Below are 22820 nucleotides of genomic sequence, written 5' to 3' on the forward strand. Positions count from 1 at the left end.
TCGCCAGTGTGTCGTTTGCCGCCGCGATCACAGCGCCTGGCTGGTGCCGGCCGGCTCCAGCAGCGCCGCAGGCTGCGCGCATGAAGATTGACTATCGGCGTTTCACGCTGCCCAACGGGCTGACTGCGATCGTCTATAGCGACCATTCCGTACCCAGCGTGTTTGTGGGGGTACGGTACCGCATCGGCTCCAAGGACGAACCGGTCGGTCGCAGCGGCTTCGCGCATCTGTTCGAGCATCTGATGTTCCAGTCGACGCGCAACCGCAAAGGTGATTTCCTTTCCGCGCTGGCGGGGATTGGCGCCAGCAACATCAACGGCCAGACTACGAGCGACTGGACGGACTATCACGAGACCGTGCCGACGGGCGCGCTCGACTATGCCTTGTGGATGGAGTCTGATCGGATGAGCTATCTGGCCGACGGCATCACCCCGCAGGAGCTGGAGGAGCAGCGCGGCGTGGTGAAGAACGAAAAGCGCCAGGGCGAATTGCAGCCGGGTGCTGCTGCCGGTGACCGGTATCTGGCGGGCTATTACCCGGCGGGCCACCCTTACGCCCACTCGGTGATCGGATCGATGGACGATCTGGACCACGCCTCGCTGGCGGACGTGAAGCAGTGGTTCAACTACTATTACGGCGCATCGAATGCGGTGCTGGTGATCGCCGGCGATGTTGATTTCGATACCGCGCGTGAGAAGATCACGCGCTATTTTGGCGCGGTGCGGCCCGGCAAGGTCGCCGACCGTGTCGATCAGTGGCTGCCCGTCCTTTCAGACATCAAGCGCGAAACGGTCTACGATGCCGTCAGCACTGCAAGCGTTACCCGCAGCTGGCCCATTTCCAACGACGATCCGCGCGAGAAGACGCTGCTGCAACTCGCTGCCCGCACCATGGCGGGCGCGCAAACGACGCCGCTGGTTCGTGCGCTGGTCGACGAGGCGAAGGTTGCACTGGGCGTCAGTGCGGAAGTCGACGAGAGCCAGCTCAGCAGCACCTTCAAGCTTTCGGTCGCGCTACGTCCCGGCGTGACGCCCGAACAAGCGCACGCGGCAATTGATGTCGCGATCACGCGCTACCTGGCGGAAGGACCGGATGCGCAACGGCTAAAGGCTGTGATCGCCAGTTCCGACATGGCGTTGTTGCGGCTGATGGAAAGCGCTCCGGCCGTGGGTGGCTGGATGCTTGCCAGCACCGTCGACCATGACGATCCCCTTTACTTCGTGAAGCAGCGTGACTGGATCGGCGCCGCAACTGCCGCCGATGTGCGCAGCGTGGCGGTCAAGTGGCTCGCACGGCCTTACTACGAACTGCGTCTGCTCCCCCGACCACTTCACCAGGCGGCCGGACAAGACGCAGACCGCAGCCATCCACCGCTCACCACTGCAGGTGAGGGCGCTGTCCGTTTTCCGCCGATCCATGAGACGCGGCTCGCAAACGGACTGAAGATCGTCGTTGCCGAGCGGCCGAAGTTACCGGTCGTCAGCGCGCGCCTGCAGTTCGCCACCGGCACCTTGCTTGACCCTCTCTACACGCCGGGAGCTGCTCGCCAGGCCCTCGAGATGATCGACGAAGGTACCGTCACGCTGGACCGCACGGCGTTTGCAAATCGGCTGGCGGCGATCGGGTCTGGTATTTCTGTCGACGTGGGCGGTCGACAGTCCGCGCTGAGCTGGAGCGCGACGACCGCCGAGCTCGATCCTGCTTTTGCGCTGGTGGCGGATGCCGTCCGACACCCCGCCTATCCCCAGGCGCAGATCGACAGGTTCCAGGGTACGATCGACGCGCAGTTTGAGGGGCTGGTCCGCAATCCGGTCGAGGCGGCCGGGCCGCTCTTCGCCCGTGCGGTCTGGGGCGCGGACCATCCGCTGGGCCGCCTCATCACGCGTGAGGCCGCGCATACGCTCAATCGCGCGGCGATCCAGCGCTTTCACGATACCGAACTCGGACCCAATGACGCGACCCTGTACTTGATCGGCGACATCACGCTCGATCAGGCGCGGGTGCTTGGCGAACGCTATTTCGGTAACTGGAAGCCTGTGCAGCCAACGGTGATCGCGCCGACCCCGCCAGCGAGAGAGGAGGGCCCGCGCATTATTCTGGTCGATGCACCGGGTGCGCCACAGACGAGCATCACGGCCGGTCATCTCATCGGTCCCTATTCCAGCAAAGATGCGGCGACGGAAAGGCTGGTCGATGCTGTGTTGGGGGGCAGCTTCGAGAGCCGGCTGAACACCGACCTGCGCCAGAGCAAGGGCTGGTCCTATGGGTTTTCCGCCAGCATAGCGGATAGTCCGGCCGGTCCGCGACTGTTTGTCGCGAGCGGCAGCGTCCAGACCGACAAGACCGCCGCAAGCATGGTCGAGGTCCGCAACCAGATTCGCGATATAGTCGGCAGCCATCCGATCGGTGCAACGGAGCTGGAACGCGAGCGCGCTGCTGCGACCCGTTCCATTCCGCTCGGCCTTTCGGGTAATGCCGCATTTCTGGGGGCAATCATCTCCGCGGACCTATACGGCGAGCCGCGCAACTATGCGGAGGGGGCGATCGGCCGTCTGTCGCAAGTCACGCTCGATCAGGCACAGGCGCTGGCCGCGCGCACCTATCATGCGGATGCACTGACATGGGTGGTCGTGGGCGACCTTTCGCGGATTGAACAGGATATCCGCGCGCTCGGCTTCGCACCGGTCGAGGTTTGGGACGTGACCGGCAAGCGCCTGCGCTGACCGGATGCGGCCCCGGTGCTGCCGGGGCCGCTGCGGTTCAGTGCTGCACGGCGGCGATAAGATCGGCGATAAGGTCGTCGGCAGTAATGTTTGCGGCCTGGGCGTGGAAGTTGACTACGACGCGATGCCGCAGGACAGACATTGCCACCGCTTGCAGGTCGTCGGTACTGACGGCGAAGCGGCCGTCGAGCAGCGCCTGCACCTTCGCGGCGAGCATCAGTCCCTGAATGCCGCGCGGCGAGGCTCCCAGCGCTACGTTTCGGTTGATCGCGTCGGTCGCATAATCGCTGCCGGGTTGCGTCGCCATCACTAGCCGGATCGCATAGGCCTTGGCGAATTCGGGCACGGGCACCTGGCGTACCACGGCGCGCAGCCGGTTAAGCGTTTCCGCATTGGTGACGGCGCGGAGTTCGACCCGCTCGTCGCTGGTAGTGCGGTCGATGATGGCATGATATTCGGCCTCGCTAGGATAGCCGACGATCAGCTTGAACAGGAAACGGTCGAGCTGCGCCTCGGGCAGCGGATAGGTGCCTTCCTGATCCACCGGATTCTGCGTCGCCATTACGCAGAACGGCTCGGGCATCCGGATCGTTCGCCGACCGACTGTGACCTGGCGCTCCTGCATCACTTCGAGCAGTGCCGACTGGGTTTTTGGGGTCGCGCGGTTGATCTCGTCTGCGAGCACGAGGTTGGACACAATCGGGCCTTCCTGGAAGCTCAGCGCGTGGCCGCCGCCCTCGGCCTCAGTGAGCACTGAGGTGCCGATAATGTCCGCCGGCATCATGTCCGGCGTAAACTGGATGCGCGAGAAGGGCAGGTCGACGGCGCGGCTGATCGAGCTGACCAGCATCGTCTTGCCCAGTCCCGGCACACCTTCCAGCAACACATGACCGCCCGCCATCAGGGCGGTGAGTACGCCTTCGATTATCCCTTCCTGCCCGACGATCATCTTGCCGACCTCGCTGCGGATCGCGTCGAAGGTCAGCTTGAATTCGGCTGCATCCTGTCGGACCGCCTCAACCATATCGTACATCGGGTCAGAATTCCGTTGTGCTGGAGTGAATTGGGAAAAGGTGGCCTTCGCATGGCTGGCTTGCACCAGTCTTGCGGAGGCGGGCGGCCCTCGTCATTCCACGACGAGCTGATAGCCCATGCCGCGCACGGCCTGGATCTTCACCTGGTCGGTATATTCGCTCAGATTGCGGCGCAGGCGGGAAATCTGCGATTCCAGCGAGTTGGCGTTGACGAACTTATCATAGCCATAGACGCGCGATTCCAGCGTCTCGCGCCGCACCAGCTGGCCGGGCCGCGCCATCAGCGCCTCCAGCACCAGCGCCTCGGTGCGGCGCAGGGCGAGCGGTGTGCCGTCGACGGTGAAGCCGCATGCTTCGACGTCGAGGGTGAGCGGGCCGAAGCTGCGCAGCTCGCGCTCGGCGTTGAGCGGGCGGCGCAGCGCGTTGCGGATGCGCGCCAGCAATTCGCGCGGCTCGAACGGCTTGCTGAGATAATCGTCAGCGCCGAGTTCGAGCGCGTCGACCCGGTCGTCGATCTCGCTGAGCGCGGTCAGCAGCAGGAAGCGCTGGGGATTGTTGCGCGCCTTGGCATGGCCGATCAGCGATACGCCATCGCCGTCCGGCAGCACGCGATCGAGCAGGATCAGGTCGAAGCCGCCCCCCTCGATCGCATCCTCGGCAATGGCGAGCGAGTCCGCGACGTCAACGACAAAGCCGTTGCGTTCCAGAAACGCGACCAGCGTCTCGGCGATATCCGCATCGTCCTCGACCAGCAGCAACCGCATTATCCGCTCTTGCTCCCTCCTCCCTGGGGAGGGAGCAGGCCCGCGAGAGAATGGGCCTGCCCCCACCGGGGCCCGGTGATCCTGCCGACAGACAGATACAATGCCGTCGCCATGGTGCGCCAGCCCCCGGTAACTAGAAGGAGAATTGCAGCTCGAGTGAGCCCGTCCGCCCGGCGACGTTGTAGCGCGCCGTGTCATAGGGCAGGCTGTCGATCACCACGAAGGGCGGCTTGGCATCGAAGATGTTGCGCGCCGCCAGGTTAAGCCGCACGTCCTTGCGCACCCGCCACGATCCGGTGAGATCGAAGGTGGTGTAGGAACGCACCGGGCGGATCTGGTTGGTGTCGTAGTAGACGCCAGCCGCCTGGTAGACCGTGTAGTTGTTGGTGTAGCCGGGCGTGTAATAGCCCCAGAGCATGGCGTTGAAGTCGCCCTTGCTCCAGCCCAGCGAGCCGACGATCTTGTACTTGTCCGGCCCCAGCACCTTGCCGAGCTGCGAGATGGGCGCGGAAGCCTCGGTGATCTTGCGTTCGGACTTGAGGTTCTGCAGCACCGTCAGGCTGGGCTCGAACCGGCCAAGCCCGGTCTCGATGCTGTAGTTCAGCTCATAGGTGATCGAGGAATAACGCGAGCCGGCGATGTTGAAGATCAGGTTGCGCTGCTGGGTGATCCGCCCGCTCGCGTCGCGCGGGAAGAACTCCGGAATCTTGTAGGTCTGGAGGACGGGCGTGACCTGATAGAGGTCCTGAAGATTGGCGTATTCGTTGCTGATCTTCGTATAGTTGTAGGTCACGGTGGCACGCAGCCCGCGCAGCACCCCCTCGGGCGCCCAGGTGCCGCCGAAATTATACTGGTTCGAGGTCTGCGGCTTGAGGTTGGGGTTGGGCGCCTGGACGACGGGTACCTGATAGCCGGTGCCGTTGCGCGAGACGATGCAGTTCACGGTGCAGGTGTAGAGCGGATCATTGTAGATCGGGGTGTAATAGGTGTTCGTGCCGGTCAGGCTGAACAGCTGGGTATAGGGTGGGGCGCGGAAGCCCTGCGACCATTTGCCGCGCAGCGTGAGCGTCCGCACCGGCTCCCACCGGAACCCCACCGAGGGCGTGGTGCGCGAGAAGCGGTTGTGGCCGAAGATGATCTGACCGCCCTGGTCATAGGGTACGTTGTTGACGGTGCCTACGGCGCCGTCGGTCAGATAGGTGTCGTTGCGCGCCGCCAGGCTGAACAGCAGCGAGCGGACCAGTGGCAGTTTCCAGCGGCCGCCGATCACCGGCACTGTCAACTCGCCGAACGCGGCATAGCGCGTGCGGCTCACGGCGGCACCGGTCTTGGTGTTCACTTCCCGGCTGTTGACGCCGTCGTCGTTATACTCGCCGCCGATCGCATAATTCAGCCGGCCGCCGGGCAGGTCGACCAGCACGCCGTTCATGTGCAGCTCGTAGTTCTTGTTCTGCGACTGCCGGTTTTCCTGCGCGTCGTTGTACAGGAATATCGAGGCATCGGCGCCGGGTGCGTTCAGATCGCTGCGCCACGGATTGAACGCGGTCGCCGGATCGGTGCTGGTCAGCGCGGCGCACTGGCGCTGGAAGGCCGCCTTGTAGGCGTCCAGGTTCGGCCCGCGATACTGGTTGTTGGCGATCGCGAAATTATAGCACGAATAGCCGGTCGGCGACTTTGGGTCCGCCTTGAACGAGACCAGCGAGCCCAGGACGGTCGAATCGGCGTTGGACCGCGACGTCGACGTGGTGAACACGAATTCGATGCGCGTGTTGCTGTTCAGCTGATACCGCAGGCCGGCATCGATCGTCCATTGCTGTTGCGTATTCTGGATGCGCGCGTTCGGGAACTTGCCGCTGTCGATCTCCGCCTGCGGATAGTAATAGACGCGCGTGCCTGGATCGAACCTGCTGAAATAGGTGGCGGGGAACGGGTTGTAATATTGCCCCGGGCCAAGCACCACGTTGAGGCCGAGCCGATAATCGGTGAGCTGCGAGTTCTTCGAGCGCGTGTAGAGCCCGTCCGCGAAGAAGCTGAGCCTGCGGGTGATTTCCTGCTCGAGGCTCATCGTCGCGGTGATCGTGTCGGTCTTCGGGCCGCCGAATTCGGGCACATAGTCGCGCTTGGCCGAATCGGGAAGCTGGATGAAGTCGCTGATCTTGGGCGCACCGGTCAGGCCGGGGCGAACGCTCATCCCGGTTTCGCGGGTGATCGTGTTGAACGTCACCGGATCGACGGTGCTGGTGCTGCTGACGATCACGCCCGGCTGCAGCCCGCGCGTGAAGGTGCGCCGGTCGAAGTCCGAATCGCCGTCGTAGAAGCCCGAATAGTCCTGCGTCACATAGCCGGTCTTGTAGTTGTTTACCGGATTGCGATGCGTATAGCTTGCGGTGCCCGAGAGGTTGCCCGAACCCCAGGCAACGCCCGAGGCGATGCTGAAGCGGGAGTTGCTGGCGGCGTTGCTCGAAAATTCGTGCTGCGCCGAAAGCGTGGTGCCGGTGTAGTTCTTCTTCAGGATGAAGTTGATCACGCCGCCCATCGCGTCGGCGCCGTATACCGCCGATGCGCCGCTCATGTTGATCTCGACGCGCTCGATCGCGTTGAGCGGGATGTTGTTGAGATTGGCGAAGCCTTCCTCGATGCCCGCGGCGCCGGCGACGCGGCGGCCGTTGACGAGGATCAGCGTGTTGCCCGCGCCGCTGCCGCCCAGATTGGCGGCCGAAACGCCGAGCTGGCCGAGGCTGGAGACGCCGACCTTGCTCGGCCCGGGCGCGGTCAGCGGGCCCTTGGAGCGATCGTTGGTGATCGCGCCGATCGTCGCGATGTTCTGCGGCAGGGTGCGGATCAGTTCCTCGACGCTGGTCACGCCGCGCGCCTGGATCTCCTTGGCGGTGATCACCTGGGTCAGGCCGGTCGGATCGCCGTTCTGCAGGCGGCTGCCGGTCACTTCGATCGTGTCTTCATATTGCACGATCTTGGCGCGCCGGGCGCGTTCCTCCGCGCTGGTCTCGGGCACATTGGTCTGCTGGCCATCGGCGGCGACGGTGTCGTCGGGCTTGCCGGTCTCAGCGGCCGTGGTGGTCTGCGCCATGGCAGGCAAGTGGACGACGGTGCCGAGCGCGACGCTCAGCGCGAGAAGCGACACACGCAATTCGATTTTCTGCAATTTTCAAGCCCCCGACGAGCGGCAACCTTTTGGAGGCGCCGGCGTTATCGTTCGCCAGCCACCCTTGCGGCCAGCGTCCCCGCTGCGTTTCCGCGGCTGCGCTTTCGCGCCCGCGGCTCTTGTAACATTTGTGTAGTGGGTAGGCGGGCAAGCTTGCACAAACCTTGCGCAGCTATGTCATAATTCGGCGCATTGCTGCGCGGGGGCGGCGGGCGGCCTGGTACCTCCTAGGGTCAGGACTTGCTGACCACAGCCAGAAGATGGCAGTGGCAGCGAGGGCGGTGCCGGAGAAGAAGGAGGCGAGGCAGCGGTCGTAGAGGGTGGCGACCCGGCGTCGTTTGCCGCAGCTTTGCGGAACACGCTGGAGCGAGCGTGAGATCGTTGCTTTGATCGCGAACGTCAAGGATGGCTTCAAGGGGAAGGCGCGAGGTGTAGGTGGAACCAACTTCCGCATCGCTGGCTGGCCGACAGCACATCGACGCAAGACTGTAGCATCAGAATGCAACCTGACCGCGAAGGTCTCCATTGGCAGTCATTTCCGAAGGTAACTGTCACGCCGCAAATTCTTGCAATTCAACGTATGGTCCTGACCTGCCCCCCGTTGGCTCCCTCGCTTTGATGTAGAGTCTGCACCAGGAGGAGCAGGCGAATGAGGAAGATGCGTCGCGCTTCTAAAGCGAGCGACACGTGCCAAACTTGCTGTTTCAACGCGTGCCGGATCCATAGAAAGGCGATATTGTCCCGGAGGTATCAGGGGAGATTCCCCTTGTCCGTTGCGAGATTGGGGCTTCGAATAGGCTATGGTGATGGCGGACGCGCTGGTGACGAGTAAGAGCGAGCGGCTCGCGCAGCTTACACCGACGCAGCTTCGCGTGCTGCGTGCCGGCGTCGGCGGGACATCAAAGTCGATCGCTCAGGAATTGGGCATGTCTCCGCACACGGTCGACGGCCATTTCCGGCAAATTCTGCGAACGCTTGGTGTCCTGTCACGGCAGGAGGCGATCCGTCTCCTGCTACAGTCGCAAACAACCGCTCAGCAATTGAGCGCTCAGTCACAAGCGGTTGATCAGGGCGCTAATCCGGTCAACTTGGGCGTGCCGCTGACATGGCAATCGCAAGGAGCGTCGTGTCGGACGGTACTGAGAGAGGAACGCGCGGTTTTTGGCGGTACCGATCTCGGGATCGAGCGAAGTCCGGAACAGGGGGAGAGTAAGGGCGCAAGCGAGAGGCTCAACTTTCTTCATCCTCTTGTACAGGCGGCATTGGCGGCGCTGGCACTTGCGATGCTCGCTATAGCAGCGCCTCGTCTGGGGGCCACGTTCCAGGCTCTTTCGAACATGATGCAACCCTATCACTAGCGATCCGGCAGGCGTCGCCTCCGGACGGAGGAGACTCTATGCCCAAGACTCGCAATGACGTGGTACAGAAAGTGATCGACGCCTTCGTTCCGACCGAACGGAGCGCGATTGAGACGGCCGATCGGGCGGCACAATGCATTTCCACACTAATCGCGCAGCGTGACCGCGCACGGGTTCATCCGAAGACCGGCAACGCCGCATTGCTGCAGATCGCTAACGGTCTGACAAGCGCGCTCGAGGCTGCCAGTGCATTCGCTGAAGCGCATGAAGAGCTCGCCAAGTTGCCTGCCCAGCTAGGAATTGAAGTGGGTATCGGCGCGGACTGTGCTCCGAACACTGCGACAGCCGATCCTCAGCCACTTCATATTGTCAAAGCGGCTTGATCTCGACGCGGCTGCTCGCATTGTCAGACGATGGTGATAGCCGCTTACACGTATGTTTTCGGATATTGGTTGCTGCTCTGCCTGCTGTGCTTGCTGGCCTGGGGGTGGGGCAGCGCCACCGAACGAATTTTTGGATGGCTGCTGTTGAGCGCCTCGGCGGCTTCGCTTGTTTCGAAGTCCAGTGTTCAAACCGGATATCGAAGCTTTGAGCCGGGCATTCTCGGGGCGGACCTGCTGTTTCTGGTTACAGTTGCTGTGTTGGCAACCCGCGCGCGGCGAGGATGGTTGATATGGGTATTGGCGTTTCATCTCGTGGCAATGACGGGGCACCTCGCCAAGCTGCTCGATCCGTCGCTCTCGCGGATGGCCTATGCGCTAGCGGTTGGCTGCCAAAGCTATCCGATCCTGTTGCTTTGGGCGCTGGCGATCTGGCAGCAGCGCAGGCGCCTTCTCGCGAGGGCTGTGTTACCCACCTAGCCAAGTTGCTGAGGCCAATCTGCGGCGCCGCGAGCGATCGACTTGCCGCGGCGTTGGTCGCGCGGTTTGGTGCGCTCCGCGATGTACTGAATGCGAGCCCGGTGCAAATGCTCCATGTCGTTGACGGTAACGAGGCGGTCGTGGCGCATCTCCAGGCGGTTCGTAATGCTTGCCTTTGGCAGCTGAAGCTCGACCTCGTCGAGCGGCCGCTGCTGGATAATTACGACGCTGTATTTCGGTACCTTCTCGCAGCCTATGGCAGCGCGCGATCAGAACATATCAGGCTTCTGCATCTCGACGCCAGTAACGGGCTGATCGCCGACGATTTGGTCCAGTCGGGAACGGTCGATGAAGTTCCGTTCCATGTCCGCGAGATCATTCGCTGCGCGCTAGACAGGGGAGGGGTCGGGATCATTCTGGTCCATAACCACCCCTCGGGCGATCCGGCGCCAAGCGCCGCCGACCAGGAGGCTACCCGATCGCTTCTGTCTGCTGCACGCGCCATGCGGATTGACCTGCACGATCATCTGATCGTCGGGCGCACGCGCGTCTTCAGCTTCAGAACTGCAGGTCTATTGTAACTTCGGCCACGGGGCGCGCTCCTGTCGGAGTGCCGATCCCTTGCGTTCGTTGAGGCGCTCGATCGCCCCGTAGACGAAGTCACTGGCGAGGGTCTCGCCCAGCACCATACAGAGTTGCTGGAGCTCATCGGCGAGCAGGCGCGCGCGTTGCAAGGCTTCGTCTTCCGTCATCCGATTCCAAGGTGCATGGCACATCAAGCTTCAACTACTGCCATAGCTGGCAGTGGTATCGCTATGCCGATTGCTAGCATGAGGTTTATGGCGGCAATACTAGGGAATCGCTACCATTTCGGATCAAGATTATCCTTTAATGGCAGCCATATATCGCCAGCCGTTTGTCACTATATGCTCGCGTGGCTCGAACAGCACGGGCATCATCCGGTCTTGGTAGAAGGCCGCCTGGCGGCTGCAGTCCGATTCGGGCGTACCCCTAAGGCCGGTCCCCTCAGCGAGGGGAAAAATTCAGCATCAGCGATCGACCGCCCCCTTTGGGGCGCGGCCGTTACCGGCGCCAGCGCCAGACCAGTGCGGGCAGCAGCAGCAGTGTCAGCACCAGCGAACTGGCGAGGCCGCCCAGGATCACCACCGCCATCGGGCCTTGCACCTCGCGGCCGGCCTGACCGCTCTCCAGCGCGAGCGGGGCGAGCCCGAAGGCGGTGATCAGCGCGGTCATCAGGATCGGCGTCACCCGCTCGCGCACGGCGCGAAGCAAGGTTTCGGCATTCCAGGGCGCGCCTTCCTGCTCGACCAGATGGTCGGCATGTGCCACCAGCAGGATGGCGTTGCGCGCCGAAATGCCGAACAGCGTGACGAAGCCGACCAGCGCGCCGAGTGACAGCACGCCGCCGCCCAGCGCCACCGCCGCAACGCCGCCCGCCAGCGCCATCGGCATGCCTGCGACGATCAGCAACGCCGGCCGCAAGCCCCGGAATGCGAGGATCAGCAGGGCGAGGATCGCCAGCGCCGCCAGCGCGACATGGCCTGCAAGCTGCACCTCGGCCGCCTTCTGCGCCTCGGCCGCGCCGCCCCAGGACAGATAGACGCTCGGCGGTAGCGGCAGATTGGCGGCGATCCGTGCGCGCGCCGCCGCGACGAAGCCGGACACGTCCGCCGTCCGGACATTTGCTGTCACCACCTGGCGACGCTGGCCCCCTTCATGCGCGATCAAGGCGCGGCCTTCCTCCAGTCCGATCGTCGCGAGGCTGGCGAGCGGAACGGCCTGGCCGGCAGCCCCGCGCACCAGCATGGCGCCGACCGCTTCGGGATCGGCACGCAGCGCCGGCGGGACCACCACCGCGGCCGGTACGGTGCGATCGGCGAGAGTGAGCTGGCCGGCAGGCACGCCTTCGAACAGCGTGTCGATCGCCTCACCCGCATCGGCGGGGTCGACGCCGTGGAGCGCCATCGCCTCGGCATCGAGCGCGACGTGGAGGATCGGCGTGCCGGGCTGGGCCTTTACCAGCACATCCGCGGCGCCCGGCGTTGCGCGGAGCTGGGCGGCGACCTGATCGGCTACCTTGTCCAGCGTATCGAGATCGCCGCCCATCACGCTTACCGACACGGCTGCCGTTTCCCCCGACAGCGATTCACCGATCCGGTCGCCGAGGAAGGTCGTGACTTCGCTCTGCACTGCCGGCGTGTGCTCCAGGATCGCGCGGATCTTTGCCAGCGCCGCGTCTTCGCCGGCACCGCTCACCGGTTTCAACCGGACATGAAACTCACCGCGATTGGGGCTCCAGGTGTCCTCGCCTGCTTCGGCGCGGCCGATCTGTTCCTCGACGCTCAGCACTTCGGGCAGCGCCAGCAACTGCCGCGACAGGGTGGTGCCGGTGCGGCGCATCCAGTCGATCGAAGCACCGACCGGGCCCGTGACCTGCACGACATAATGGCGTTCGCGGAACGACGGTAGGAGCTCGCCGCCGAAGCGCAGTGCGCCGAGCAGCGCCGCCAGGCCGATCACCGTCGTCACCAGGGCGATGCGGGCGGGGAAGCGCAGCAGCTGGGCAGTGAGGCGGCCATGCCAGTCCTTGAAGCGCGTGAGCAGACGCGGTTCGGCATGGGGCGCGCCGCGGCCGAGCAGCAACAGCGCCAGCGCGGGTGTAACCGTCATCGCCACCGCCAGTGAGGCGAGCGTCGCGAGCAGGAAGGCGAGGGCGAGGGGGGAAAAGAAAGCGCCTTGCAGGCCGGTGAGAAACAGGATCGGCAGGATCGTCAGCGCTAGCACGAAAGTGGCGTAGACCACTGGCCCGCGCACCTCGACCGAGGCATCGGCGATCAGCGCGCGGCGGTCGGCATCGGCAGGCGCCTCGCGCAGGCGGCGGACGATATTTTCGATGTCGACGATGGCGTCGTCGATCACCACGCCAAGCGCGACGGCGAGGCCGCCGAGCGTCATGGTGTTGATCGTCTGGCCGGTCGCATCGAGGATGGTGAGCGCGGCGAGCAGCGAAAGCGGGATCGACAGAAAGGTGATCGCCGCCACCCGCCAGTCGCGCAGGAACAGCAGTAGCACCACGGCGATCATCGCCGCGCCGATCCACAGGTCGCGGGCGATGCCGGCCAGCGCCGTTTCGATGAAATTGGCCGGGCGATGCATCGCCGGATAGACGGTGATGCCTTCCGCTTTCAGCGCGGGCAGCAGCTCTGCCAGCGCCGCCTCCACATTGCGGGTCGTGTCGAGCGTGTTGGCGCCATATTGGCTGGAGAGCGTCATCAGCACGCCCGGGCGCCCCATGATGAGCGAGTCGCCAAAGGCAGGAGCAGGGGTCTCCACGACATCGGCCACATCGCCGATACGCAGCGCGCCGCCAGCGCTGGCGGCCGTCAGCACCGTATGGGCGATGGCGGCGGCGGACAGGTTACGGCTGTCGGGCTCGATCAGGATGCGCTGGTTGGGCGTATCCGCGAAGCCGCCGCCATTGATCGTCAGCGCGTGGCGGGCGGCGTTGGCGACGTCGCTGACGGTGACGTGGCGGGCGACGAGATCGGCGGGGCGCACGCGGATTTCGATCCGGCGCTGCTCGCCGCCGAAGATGTTGGCGCGCGCCACGCCCTGCGCGGCGAGCAGGCGCGGCCGCACCGTCCACTGGACGCGGTCGCGCAGGTCCATCGGGCTCAGCCGGTCGCTGACGAAGCCGATCTTGACCAGATCCATCGTCGAGGAAGTGAGCGGGGTGATCACCGGCGCGCCCACGCCGGCGGGCAACTGGCCGGCGGCATTGGCCAGCGCTTCGGCCACCTGCTGGCGGGCGCGGAACGGATCGACGCCTGCCTTGAAGGTCAAGGTGAGCACCGAGAGGCCCTGGATCGTTTCCGACCGCACCGTCTCGACGCCGTTGGTGCCGCCGACGATCGCCTCGATCGGGCGCGTTACCAGCGCCTCGACCTGCTCGGCGACATAACCGGGGGCCTCGGTCTGCACCACCGCCTGGGGCGGCACGAATTCGGGGAACACGTCATAGGCGGCATGGCGGACCGTCTGCACGCCCAGCACGAGCAGCAAGCCGGACAGGAACAGGACCAGCCACGGAAACCGCAGCGACTGGCGGACGATCCAGTGGAGCATCACTTAGTCCTCGTCCGCCGGTACCGGCGCGCGCTCCAGCCCGAGCAGGGTGGTGGCGCCGGACAGAACGATGCGATCGCCGGGGTGCAGTGCGCCGGGCGGAAAGAACCAGCCGCCGGCGCTCGGCGTGCCGCCGGTGAGCGCAACCCGGGTGAAGCGTCCGCCAGCCTCGGCGCGATAGACGAACTGGCCGCCGTCCGCCCGCATCAGCGCCGTGCGCGGGACCAGTATGCCGCTCGCCCCGCCTGTACCGGCGAGCATGACCGGCACCACCCGGCCTACACCCAGCCGCGCCGCGGCCGGTCCGCGCACCAGCGCGAGCACCCCCGCCGACTGCAACTGCGCATCGGCCGTGGCCGCGGGGCCCAGAATCTGCGCCGCCACAGCGTCGCCGCCGCTGCCCAGCATCACGGTGCCGCTGGCGGGCAGCGCGCCGGTGGTTGCGTCGATGCGTACCAGCGCCCCCTGTCCGGCAGCGGCGGCATGTACCAGCGCCGAAATCCCATCGCAGCCGATCCGCATGAGCCCGGCGCCGAAATCCAGCCCGATACGTCGGCAGGCGAGCGTCAGTCGTGCCCGGTCGGCAGCCAATTGGGCGCGGGCAGCCTCGACATCGCGGGGCGCTGCGCTCTGGTCCTGCCCGGCCAGCGCCGCGAGCCGCGTGACTTGCCGCGCGGAGGCCGTCACCGCCGCCCGCGCAGCTTCGGCATCGGCGGCCAGCGCGGCGAGGGGGCTCAGGTCGAGCGCGCGGGCATAGCCGGTGCCGCCGGCGCCGTGTTGCGTGGCGGCGCTTACGGGTCCGACGATGATCCCTGCCGCGCGCTGGGCGGCCGCGTCGAGCGGCTTGCTGCCGCTTGCGGGCGCGGAGGCTTCGGCCGCCGGCTTCCGCGCGTCATCGTCGGCGTCGTGCAATAGCGGTGTTGCCATGGCCATCAGCATCGCGCCGATCGCGGCGCCTCCCGCAGCCCAGATTGCGGCCGTCCAGCCTTTCATCGCACTTCCTCCAGCCGCTCGGGCCTGATCTTCGTCTCCGGCCCCTCCAGCGGGCGCCGCATCGCGTTTTCGAGCGCGGCATCGGCTGCCTGCACACGGGCCAGCAGGTCGAGCGCCGCGAGCCGCGTGGTCAGTGCCGCAACTCGGGCATCGGCCCATTCGGCCCGGCCGATCTGCCCCCGGGCAAGCCGTGCCTCGGCCTGGGCCGCAGCGCTGTCCAAGGCCGGCAATTCGCTCGTCTGCAGGCGATTGAGCGCCGCCGTTGCCGCGCGTCGTTCGACCAGCGCCGCGTCGATTTCGGCAGCCGCATTCGCCAGCACGGTCTCGATCGCCGCCCCCGCCTCGTCGCGTTTGGCGAGTGCGGTGCGGATCGCGGCGCGATTGCCGTCAAAGCTGGGCAGGGTGAGGTTGAGCGCGAGCGGCAGCTTTACCAGCCCGCGCTCCCAGGTATAGCCGGGGCCAATGCTGATGTCTGGATATTGGCGGGCGATCTGCTGCCGCACATCCGCTTCGGTCTGGTCATAGGCGGCGAGCGCACGCAGCACGTCGGCCCGGCTGGTTACGGCCTGTTGTCGCATCGCCGGCGTAATGGCCGCGTCGGGCTCGGCGGCGGGCGCGTCGAAGTCGGGCCAGACAAACGCGGTATCGCCCAGCGCAGCGACCGGCATGGCGAGTAGGCCGGCAATCGTCGTGCGGGCGGCGAGCATGCGCGCGCGAGCATCTTCGGTCGCGCGGCGCTCCTGCGCCTGCAGTGCCTTGTAGAGCGATAGCATTGCCCCCGGCACTGCGCCGGCGGCGATCTGGTGCTCGACCGCGGCAATCTGGCGCGCGCGCAGCGTGGCGATCGCTTCGCCAAGCGTCACCTGTCGGGCGGCAATCGCACTGTCGATCAGCGCGCGGCGCATCGCCATGCGTTCGCTCCACAGCGTCTCGGCATAGTCGTCGCGTGCGATGAGCACCGCTAGATCTGCGCGGTCGAGGCGTGCCTGTCGACGTTGGCCGCGGTCGATCGGTAGTGTCAGTGCGCCGCCCAGCAGCCAGGGCGAGCTGGCGCTGGGATCGTTGGCATATTCGGTACTGAGCGTGAAGCCGGGGCTGGCCGCGTGGCGGCTCGCATGTGCTTCGGCCTGCGCAGAGGCAATGGCAGCGCGGGCCTGCGCCACCTTGGGATCGCGCGTCAGCAGCGCCGCGAACAGCGCAAGCCGGTCTAGCCCGGCCGGAGCCGCCGCGTCCGGGGCGATGCGCTGCGCCGTTGCGGTGATGGCAGCGGAGTCGAACTGCTCCTCGGCGCGCGCCTGCACCCGCTGCTCCAGCGCGATCGGGACGGGCGTATAGCGTGCGCAACCGGCCAGCAACGCGAGCGCCGGCAGGACCAGGGCATGGCGGATCGCCGTCACGAAGGCTGGACAACCAGGATGTGGAACGAGCCGGGCAGCGGCACCGGCCGGCCCGGGGCCGGCGCCGGACCGGCAAAGCGCGCGCTGGGCAGATAGACGATTCCGCTTGCCGGATCGACCGCGCCGGTGCGGGCGCCGACTTCGGTCTTGACCCGGCCGGCAACAGTCACGGCTTCGGCAGAGCCCAGCGAAAGCAGATCGAGCACGCCGTCTTCGCCGCAAGGGATGAAGGCGATGCCGCGCGCATCGTCGACGATCACGGCATCCGGCCCATGGCCGATCGGCACCAGCGCGGTCAGCCGCCGGGCGGCGACCGCGACGATCGCAGCTTTGCCATTGGCGCAGGCGCTGATCAGCCGGTCGTGCTGCGCATCATAGCCAAGGCCGGTCGGCCCCTCGCAACCGGGCAGGGCGATCGGCGCCAGCGCCTTGCCGCTGGCAAGGTCGATGACGTCGATGGCACTGGCATCCTCGTTGTTGACGTAGAGTTTCCCGCCGGCGAGCGCCGCATATTCCAGCCCCGGCCGCACTGCGATCGTCTGCACGACTTTGGTTGTCGTAATGTCGATCACCGAAATGCTGCCGCCGACGGCGTTCATCACATAGGCGCGGCTGGCATCGGCGTTGAGAATGGCGGCGTCCGGCTTCTTGCCGACGGCGATCCGGGCGCGCTCCGTGCCGCTGGTGGTATCGACGATACGGACGCTGTCGTCCTTGCCGCTCGTCACCAGCAGCCGGCCGCCGGGCAGCGGCAGCACGGCATGGCCGCGCGCGACGGCGCCGATCGAGCGGGCAGTGCCGGTGCGCAGATCGACTGCGGTGACGGCGTCGGTGCGGGCGACATACAGCGTCGCGCTGGCCGGATCGACACGGGCATAGTCCCAGCCGCCATCCGGCCCCGCGATCGGCGTAGCGAGGTGATAGGCGGGTGTCGAAGGCGCGGCGAAGGCGAGCAGGGCAAGCGCTGAAGCGAACCGCAACATGATGGCATCTCTCCGGGCAAGGGATGCGGCGTATCTGCAATGATCGGGGCGGCCTAACCAGCGCCCGGGGCGACATTGGGAAAATATAATGTTCGTGGCGTGCCTCGGGGGCTGGCGGAGCGCGCGGGCGCGGCGCAACAAGAGCGCCGCATGCGCCTGTTGATCGCCGAAGACGACGCCGAGACTGCGGCCTTTCTCGCCACCGAGTTGCGCGGGCTGGGGCATGATGTGGTGTGTGCGGCAACCGGCGATGCCGCGCTGGCCACGGGCCTTGAAAGCGCCTTCGATCTGATCTTGCTCGATCGCATGCTGCCAGGGCTGGACGGCGTGGCGGTGCTGCAGCGGCTGCGCGCTGCGCATGTACGCACGCCGGTGCTGCTGCTGACGGCGCTGGGCGGCATTGCCGACCGGGTCGAGGGGCTGGAAGCAGGGGCGGACGATTATCTGGTCAAGCCCTTCGCGGTTGCCGAGCTGGTCGCACGGCTGCACGCGCTTGCCCGCCGCGCGGCGCCCGCCGAGGCGAGCATGCGGCTGGAGATAGGCGAAGTCACGCTCGACCTGCTGCGACGCGAGGCCTTGCGGGGCGGGCGGGCGATTGCGCTCCAGCCGCGCGAATTCGCGCTGCTTGAGCAGTTGATGCGCAATGCGGGGCGGATCGTCACGCGCACGATGCTGCTCGAACAGGTATGGGGGTTCACCTTCGATCCCACCACCAATATCGTCGAAAGCAATCTCAGCCGCTTGCGCGCCAAGCTGAACCACGGTTTCGCAAGCGACCCGATCGAAACGGTGCGCGGGCTTGGCTACCGGATGCGGGCGGATGGCTGAGCACCGGCCGAGCGCGGCCTATCGCATCGCCTTCATCTATTCGGCTGCCTTTGCTGCGGCGATGCTGGTGCTGGGCATCGCGGTCTATTTCGCTGCCGATGCGGAGTTCCGTCGCACGCGCGATCAGGCAATCGCCGAGGAAGTTGCTACCCTTGTCAATGAAGGGCGCGGCGGCCATTTGCGCGACGAGATCGCTGCGCGTGAAGCCGCACGGGGGCCGCGCGCCTTTGCCTATGCGCTGTTCGATGCGCGCGGCCGCCGTATTGCCGGTTCGCTCGATACTGCGCCGCCGCCGCCGGGCTTCGGCCTGATAACGTTCCGCGATCCGGTGGAGGGACCGGACACTGCCCGCGCGCAGACAGTGACGTTCGGTGACGGCAGCCGGCTGGTGGTGGCAGTGGATTCGGAAACCATCGAAACGATCGACGCGACGATCTTGACGCTGTTCGGCTTCGCTTTTGCGGGCATTGTCGCGCTGGGGCTGGGCGGCGCGCTGCTGCTCGGCCGCTATCTGCGCAACCGGCTCGCGCCGATCCACGATACCGCCCGCGCGATCATGGCCGGCGACCTCGGCCCGCGCGTGCCTGTGGCCGGGCGCGGCGACGAGTTTGACGATGTGGCGCTGGCGCTCAACGCGATGCTCGACCGGATCGGCGGGCTGATGACCAACCTGCGCCAGGTTTCGAGCGATGTCGCGCATGACCTGCGGACGCCGCTGCTTCGCCTGCGCAACCAGCTCGATCAGGTCGGCCGGGTCGAAGGCGCCGCCGAGCGCGCGATCGCGCTGGGCGACGAATTGCTGCGCCTCTTCGCGGCGATCCTGCGGATCAGCGAAGTGGAAGGCGGCGGCCTGGTCAGCGACTTTGTTCCCTTCGATCTCTCCGCGCTGGCGTGCGAGGTTGCGGAGACGTTCGAGGCAGCGATCGTCGACAGCGGGCGCAGCTTCGCTGTGGATGTGACGCCCGGCGCCACGCTGCTCGGCCACCGCGAACTGGTGGCGCAGGCGCTGGCCAATCTGCTTGACAACGCAATCCTCCATACGCCCACCGGAACCCATGTTGCGCTCCGCCTGCGCGCCGATGAGAGCGACATTGCCGTCACGGTTTCCGACACCGGCCCCGGCGTCGCCCCGGACGAAAGGGGGCAGCTCACCCGGCGCTTCTTCCGGGGGAGTGCAAGCCGCACCACTCCCGGCAACGGGCTGGGGCTAAGCCTGGTGCAAGCCGTGGCGGAATTGCACGGCGGCCGATTGGCGATAGCGACAGAGGAGGGGTTCGCGGTAACGCTGCATTTTGCGACGACCTGGCACGGCGACAACAAGTAAAATGTTCCATTTGGATAGAGATGTTTCGTAACCTGCGTAATGCCCAGAAATATAAACCGGTGCACGTGGCGGTTGTAGTTGCGTTATAATGCCATAAAAATCCCGTACTTCGATGGTCTTGTGGTTTGTAACAATATAGTAATAAAAGTCACGAAAGTTTAACAAAATTCTTCTGTCCCCGTTGGGAAGGAAAACCCCTCTTCCCGGTCGAACCGCGCGTCCTGCGCGGGACATGCGCGACCAAATTCTAGGGGGTTATCCAGATCATGTTGAACAACCGCACCCTTTGGCTGGTGACGACGGCGCTCGGCTGCGCCGCGCAGCCGGCCCTTGCCCAAGACCAGCAGCCCGCCGCCGATGCGCCGCAGGAAGTTGTCGTCACCGGCTATCGCGCCAGCCTGGAACAGGCCCGCGACATCAAGCGCAAGTCGGCCATCATCCAGGATTCGATCGCGGCCGACGACATTGCTGCCTTCCCTGACCTCAACCTCGCCGAAGCGATCCAGCGCCTGCCGGGCGTCGCGATCAACCGCGAAGCCGGCGAAGGCCGACGCATCAGCCTGCGCGGCCTCGGCCCCGATTTCACCCGCGTGCAGCTGAACGGCATGGAAGTGCTGGGCAACGTGGACTCGCCGCAGGACAGCCGCGGCCAGAATTCGCGCGACCGCGCCTTCGACTTCAACCTGTTCGCCGCCGAACTGTTCAACCGCGTCGATGTCGAGAAGTCGTACCAGGCGATCCAGACCGAAGGCGGTCTGGCGGGCACCGTCGGCCTGCATACCGGCCGGCCGTTTGACTACACGGGTACCAAGGCGGTGGTCTCCGCCCAGCTTGGCACCAACACGCTGACCAAGGACGCGCAGCCGCGCTTCACCGGCCTGCTTTCCAAGAACTGGGGTAATTTCGGCATCCTGATTTCGGGCGCCTATAGCCACCGCAACACGCGCGAAGAGGGCTTCGACACCTATCGCTGGCGCCGCAACAAGTCGAACGGCAGCGACATTTCCGCGCTGACGCCGGACCAGCAGGCGAAGGTCAATTCGGGCGATCTGCGGTTTGCGCGCGGCAACCGCCTGTCGGTTTGGGACAGCACCCAGGATCGCCTGGGCCTGACCGCCGCGATCCAGTGGAAGCCCAGCGACAAGATCAATCTCGCGCTCGACGGCCTGTACGGTGAGTTCAAGGGCGATCGCTTCGAAACGCACCTCGCCTCGCGCGGCGGCGGCGGCTCGACCTGGCTGGGTGGCGCGCAGACCTTTGCGGGCGTGGTGTACAAGAACTCGAAGATCAACGCGATCCACTGGAACGACCAGAACGAAGTCGACTATCTCGACGTATCGCAGGCCAACACTGCCACCGAAACCCGCACGCAGAAGACCAAGAACATCTTCAAGCAGCTGGTGCTGAGCGGCGATGCCGAGCTGAACGACAAGCTGAAATTCTTCTTCACCGCCGGCCTTGAGCGTTCCAGCTACAACATGCCGATCAGCGACAAATTCTATCTCGAAGCCTATGGCGACGTGATTTCGGATTATCGCGGCGGTACCTATTCGCTGGTCAACACCTATAAGTGGGACACCGGCAACCCAGCGCTGTGGCATGCCCACAACCTGCTGATCTCGTCCAACTATCAGGACTCGGCGTTCGACACGGCCAAGGGCCGCTTCGAATATGCGCTGAGCCCCGACGACAAGCTGTCGTTCGGCGGCGAATGGCGCCGGTTCGAGAATAGCGGCTATAGCCGTGGCGGGCAGGTCAACGTCTACCAGACCGAGTTCCAGACCGGGAAGGTCAGCGCCAACATCGCCAATTATGCCCAGGTCTATACCGGCTATACCGGCCAGAACTGGGTCGTGGTCGATTACAACAAGGCGCTGAGCCAGCTCGGCATCGATCGCAATGCCTATCTGGGGCCGAAGCTGAGCGTCTTCGCGGTCGAAGAGCGTACCGGCGCCGGCTTTGCCCAATATGATTGGGACCATATGCTCGGCGGCTTGCCGTTCCGCGGCAATATCGGCCTGCGGTATTATCGCACCGATCTGACCTCGAGCGGCGTGTCGAGCGGTCCGCTCGGCAGCGGCACCGCCAGCATCAAGAAGCATTATGACGGCGTGCTGCCGGCGATGAACCTGACGCTGGAGCTGCAGAAGGGCCTGCAACTGCGCTTCTCGGCGGGCAAGAACATCAACCGTCCGACGCTGAGCGCGCTGGCGGCCAATGCTTCGGTCTCGCTCAATGACGATGGCACCTATAGCGTCTCGGTGGGCAATCCGGCGCTGAAGCCGTACAAGTCGACCGACCTCAACCTGTCGCTCGAGCGCTATTTCGGGCGGGTCGGCTATTTCGCGCTGGGCGGCTTCTACAAGCATCTCGACGGCTTCATCGCCACCAAGACGCTGTCGAACGTGCCGTACAGCGTCACCGGTCAGCCGACCACGCTGGCGCCGAACCTGACGCCGAACACCATCATCACCAGCTATTCGATCCCGGTGAACCTCGACGGCACCGATCTGGTGGGCATGGAGCTGGCCGGTCAGGCGGACTTCACCTTCCTGCCGGCCCCGTTCGACCATTTCGGCGCGAGCGGCAACTTCACCTATCTCGACGCCAAATATGATTACACAAAGATCTATGGCCCGGACGCGATCCGCACGACGCTGGAAGGTCTCAGCCATGTCAACGCCAACGCGACGCTCTATTACCAGGACCGCAAGTTCGACGCGCGTGTCTCGGTCAATTATCGCAGCGGCTATGTCTATAGCGCCTCGCCGGTCTCCACGAGCCTCGGCAAGGATCAGGACCTGACCGGTTATGCGCCGACCACCTATGTCGACGCATCGGCGCATTACAACCTGACCGACAAGATCCAGCTGACCTTCGACGCGATCAATCTGACCAACCAGCGCGAGAAGCAATATTCGGACAGCACCCAGCGCCTCTATGTCGTCACCCGTTCGGGCACGACGGTGATGGGCGGCGTCCGCATTTCCTTCTGAAGTTCCCCTGGGAAGGGGCAGCAATGCCGCTCCTTTCCACCCCCCGGGGAGGAACGGCGCTGCCGTTCCTCCCCGCCCCTGTACGGCCGGGTCAATATTCTGTCATGTTGCGCTGGTAGCCGCACCTGCGGAGGCAAAGGGTCTGCGCGGGCGTCGTCAATCGTACCGGTGGGTTTCGGGGGTGGCGCTGGTCGTTGGATCGCTTTCGCCCGAGGTCGCGTATTGCCAGACGCAGGCTGCCGCTACGCGAG

16 protein-coding genes are annotated in these 22820 nt (G+C 65.5%); 8 read left to right on the forward strand and 8 right to left on the reverse strand.

The features are described from left to right. The first annotated feature begins 80 nt into the window (after positions 1 to 80). On the forward strand, positions 81 to 2723 hold the full coding sequence (locus ACT53M_RS00055) for a M16 family metallopeptidase (protein ID WP_476230660.1): 2643 nt from the start codon (positions 81 to 83) through the stop codon (positions 2721 to 2723). 37 nt (positions 2724 to 2760) lie between these two features. On the opposite strand, the gene ACT53M_RS00060 is transcribed toward ACT53M_RS00055, so the two are convergent. The 3 genes from ACT53M_RS00060 to ACT53M_RS00070 all read right to left on the reverse strand — a co-directional run bounded on the left by ACT53M_RS00060 (position 2761) and on the right by ACT53M_RS00070 (position 7663). After that, the gene (locus ACT53M_RS00060) at positions 2761 to 3756 is read right to left on the reverse strand and encodes an AAA family ATPase (RefSeq protein WP_476230661.1); all 996 of its coding nucleotides are present in this window, start codon (positions 3754 to 3756) and stop codon (positions 2761 to 2763) included. A gap of 93 nt (positions 3757 to 3849) precedes the next feature. Then, positions 3850 to 4521 (reverse strand): response regulator transcription factor, encoded by a 672-nt coding sequence (locus ACT53M_RS00065; protein WP_476230662.1) that lies wholly within the window; start codon positions 4519 to 4521, stop codon positions 3850 to 3852. A gap of 133 nt (positions 4522 to 4654) precedes the next feature. Further along, on the reverse strand, positions 4655 to 7663 hold the full coding sequence (locus ACT53M_RS00070; protein ID WP_476231553.1) for a TonB-dependent receptor domain-containing protein: 3009 nt from the start codon (positions 7661 to 7663) through the stop codon (positions 4655 to 4657). Between the two features lie 827 nt (positions 7664 to 8490). Between ACT53M_RS00070 and ACT53M_RS00075 the strand changes: the two genes are divergently transcribed. From ACT53M_RS00075 to ACT53M_RS00090, 4 genes are read left to right on the forward strand one after another with little or no spacing between them, the layout of a single operon-like run. Beyond that, the gene (locus ACT53M_RS00075; RefSeq protein ID WP_476230663.1) at positions 8491 to 9042 is read left to right on the forward strand and encodes a helix-turn-helix domain-containing protein; all 552 of its coding nucleotides are present in this window, start codon (positions 8491 to 8493) and stop codon (positions 9040 to 9042) included. Between the two features lie 38 nt (positions 9043 to 9080). Continuing rightward, positions 9081 to 9425: a hypothetical protein gene (locus tag ACT53M_RS00080; protein ID WP_476230664.1), complete on the forward strand. Its 345-nt coding sequence runs from the start codon at positions 9081 to 9083 to the stop codon at positions 9423 to 9425. A gap of 30 nt (positions 9426 to 9455) precedes the next feature. After that, complete coding sequence (locus ACT53M_RS00085) at positions 9456 to 9902, forward strand: hypothetical protein (protein WP_476230665.1); 447 nt, start codon at positions 9456 to 9458, stop codon at positions 9900 to 9902. 53 nt (positions 9903 to 9955) lie between these two features. Further along, positions 9956 to 10483, forward strand: a complete 528-nt coding sequence (locus ACT53M_RS00090) for a JAB domain-containing protein (protein WP_476230667.1) — start codon at positions 9956 to 9958, stop codon at positions 10481 to 10483. On the opposite strand, the gene ACT53M_RS00095 is transcribed toward ACT53M_RS00090, so the two are convergent. The 5 genes from ACT53M_RS00095 to ACT53M_RS00115 all read right to left on the reverse strand — a co-directional run bounded on the left by ACT53M_RS00095 (position 10475) and on the right by ACT53M_RS00115 (position 17421). Continuing rightward, on the reverse strand, positions 10475 to 10654 hold the full coding sequence (locus ACT53M_RS00095) for a hypothetical protein (protein ID WP_476230668.1): 180 nt from the start codon (positions 10652 to 10654) through the stop codon (positions 10475 to 10477). The two genes, ACT53M_RS00090 and ACT53M_RS00095, sit on opposite strands and share 9 nt — an antisense overlap. A 331-nt stretch (positions 10655 to 10985) precedes the next feature. Continuing rightward, complete coding sequence (locus tag ACT53M_RS00100; RefSeq protein WP_476230670.1) at positions 10986 to 14048, reverse strand: efflux RND transporter permease subunit; 3063 nt, start codon at positions 14046 to 14048, stop codon at positions 10986 to 10988. A gap of 3 nt (positions 14049 to 14051) precedes the next feature. Continuing rightward, positions 14052 to 15041, reverse strand: coding sequence for an efflux RND transporter periplasmic adaptor subunit (locus ACT53M_RS00105; RefSeq protein ID WP_476230671.1), 990 nt, complete (start codon positions 15039 to 15041; stop codon positions 14052 to 14054). Continuing rightward, positions 15038 to 16438 carry a TolC family protein gene (locus ACT53M_RS00110; RefSeq protein WP_476230672.1) on the reverse strand — a complete coding sequence of 467 codons (1401 nt, stop codon included), beginning with the start codon at positions 16436 to 16438 and terminating at the stop codon, positions 15038 to 15040. The genes ACT53M_RS00105 and ACT53M_RS00110 overlap by 4 nt, the downstream gene beginning before the upstream one ends. Then, positions 16435 to 17421, reverse strand: a complete 987-nt coding sequence (locus tag ACT53M_RS00115) for a YncE family protein (RefSeq protein ID WP_476230673.1) — start codon at positions 17419 to 17421, stop codon at positions 16435 to 16437. Before ACT53M_RS00115 ends, ACT53M_RS00110 begins: the two co-directional genes overlap by 4 nt. 150 nt (positions 17422 to 17571) lie before the next feature. Between ACT53M_RS00115 and ACT53M_RS00120 the strand changes: the two genes are divergently transcribed. The 3 genes from ACT53M_RS00120 (at position 17572) to ACT53M_RS00130 (ending at position 22569) form a co-directional block, all read left to right on the forward strand. After that, complete coding sequence (locus ACT53M_RS00120) at positions 17572 to 18249, forward strand: response regulator transcription factor (protein ID WP_476230674.1); 678 nt, start codon at positions 17572 to 17574, stop codon at positions 18247 to 18249. Further along, a complete protein-coding gene (locus ACT53M_RS00125) occupies positions 18242 to 19573 on the forward strand; it encodes a sensor histidine kinase (RefSeq protein WP_476230676.1) in 1332 nt (443 codons plus the stop codon). Before ACT53M_RS00120 ends, ACT53M_RS00125 begins: the two co-directional genes overlap by 8 nt. A 266-nt stretch (positions 19574 to 19839) precedes the next feature. Next, positions 19840 to 22569 (forward strand): TonB-dependent receptor, encoded by a 2730-nt coding sequence (locus tag ACT53M_RS00130; protein WP_476230678.1) that lies wholly within the window; start codon positions 19840 to 19842, stop codon positions 22567 to 22569. The last annotated feature ends 251 nt before the right edge of the window (positions 22570 to 22820 follow it).

It is taken from the genome of Sphingomonas sp. DMC6, from assembly GCF_056314225.1.

Bases quoted from the DNA above. Each gene is read 5' to 3' on its own strand.
- ACT53M_RS00085 (WP_476230665.1), top strand. From the start codon at position 9,456: ATGGTGATAGCCGCTTACACGTATGTTTTCGGATATTGGTTGCTGCTC.
- ACT53M_RS00055 (WP_476230660.1), top strand. From the start codon at position 81: ATGAAGATTGACTATCGGCGTTTCACGCTGCCCAACGGGCTGACTGCG.
- ACT53M_RS00100 (WP_476230670.1), bottom strand. From the start codon at position 14,048: ATGCTCCACTGGATCGTCCGCCAGTCGCTGCGGTTTCCGTGGCTGGTC.
- ACT53M_RS00125 (WP_476230676.1), top strand. From the start codon at position 18,242: ATGGCTGAGCACCGGCCGAGCGCGGCCTATCGCATCGCCTTCATCTAT.
- ACT53M_RS00115 (WP_476230673.1), bottom strand. From the start codon at position 17,421: ATGTTGCGGTTCGCTTCAGCGCTTGCCCTGCTCGCCTTCGCCGCGCCT.
- ACT53M_RS00120 (WP_476230674.1), top strand. From the start codon at position 17,572: ATGCGCCTGTTGATCGCCGAAGACGACGCCGAGACTGCGGCCTTTCTC.
- ACT53M_RS00065 (WP_476230662.1), bottom strand. From the start codon at position 4,521: ATGCGGTTGCTGCTGGTCGAGGACGATGCGGATATCGCCGAGACGCTG.
- ACT53M_RS00105 (WP_476230671.1), bottom strand. From the start codon at position 15,041: ATGAAAGGCTGGACGGCCGCAATCTGGGCTGCGGGAGGCGCCGCGATC.
- ACT53M_RS00080 (WP_476230664.1), top strand. From the start codon at position 9,081: ATGCCCAAGACTCGCAATGACGTGGTACAGAAAGTGATCGACGCCTTC.
- ACT53M_RS00095 (WP_476230668.1), bottom strand. From the start codon at position 10,654: ATGACGGAAGACGAAGCCTTGCAACGCGCGCGCCTGCTCGCCGATGAG.
- ACT53M_RS00075 (WP_476230663.1), top strand. From the start codon at position 8,491: ATGGCGGACGCGCTGGTGACGAGTAAGAGCGAGCGGCTCGCGCAGCTT.
- ACT53M_RS00060 (WP_476230661.1), bottom strand. From the start codon at position 3,756: ATGTACGATATGGTTGAGGCGGTCCGACAGGATGCAGCCGAATTCAAG.
- ACT53M_RS00130 (WP_476230678.1), top strand. From the start codon at position 19,840: ATGTTGAACAACCGCACCCTTTGGCTGGTGACGACGGCGCTCGGCTGC.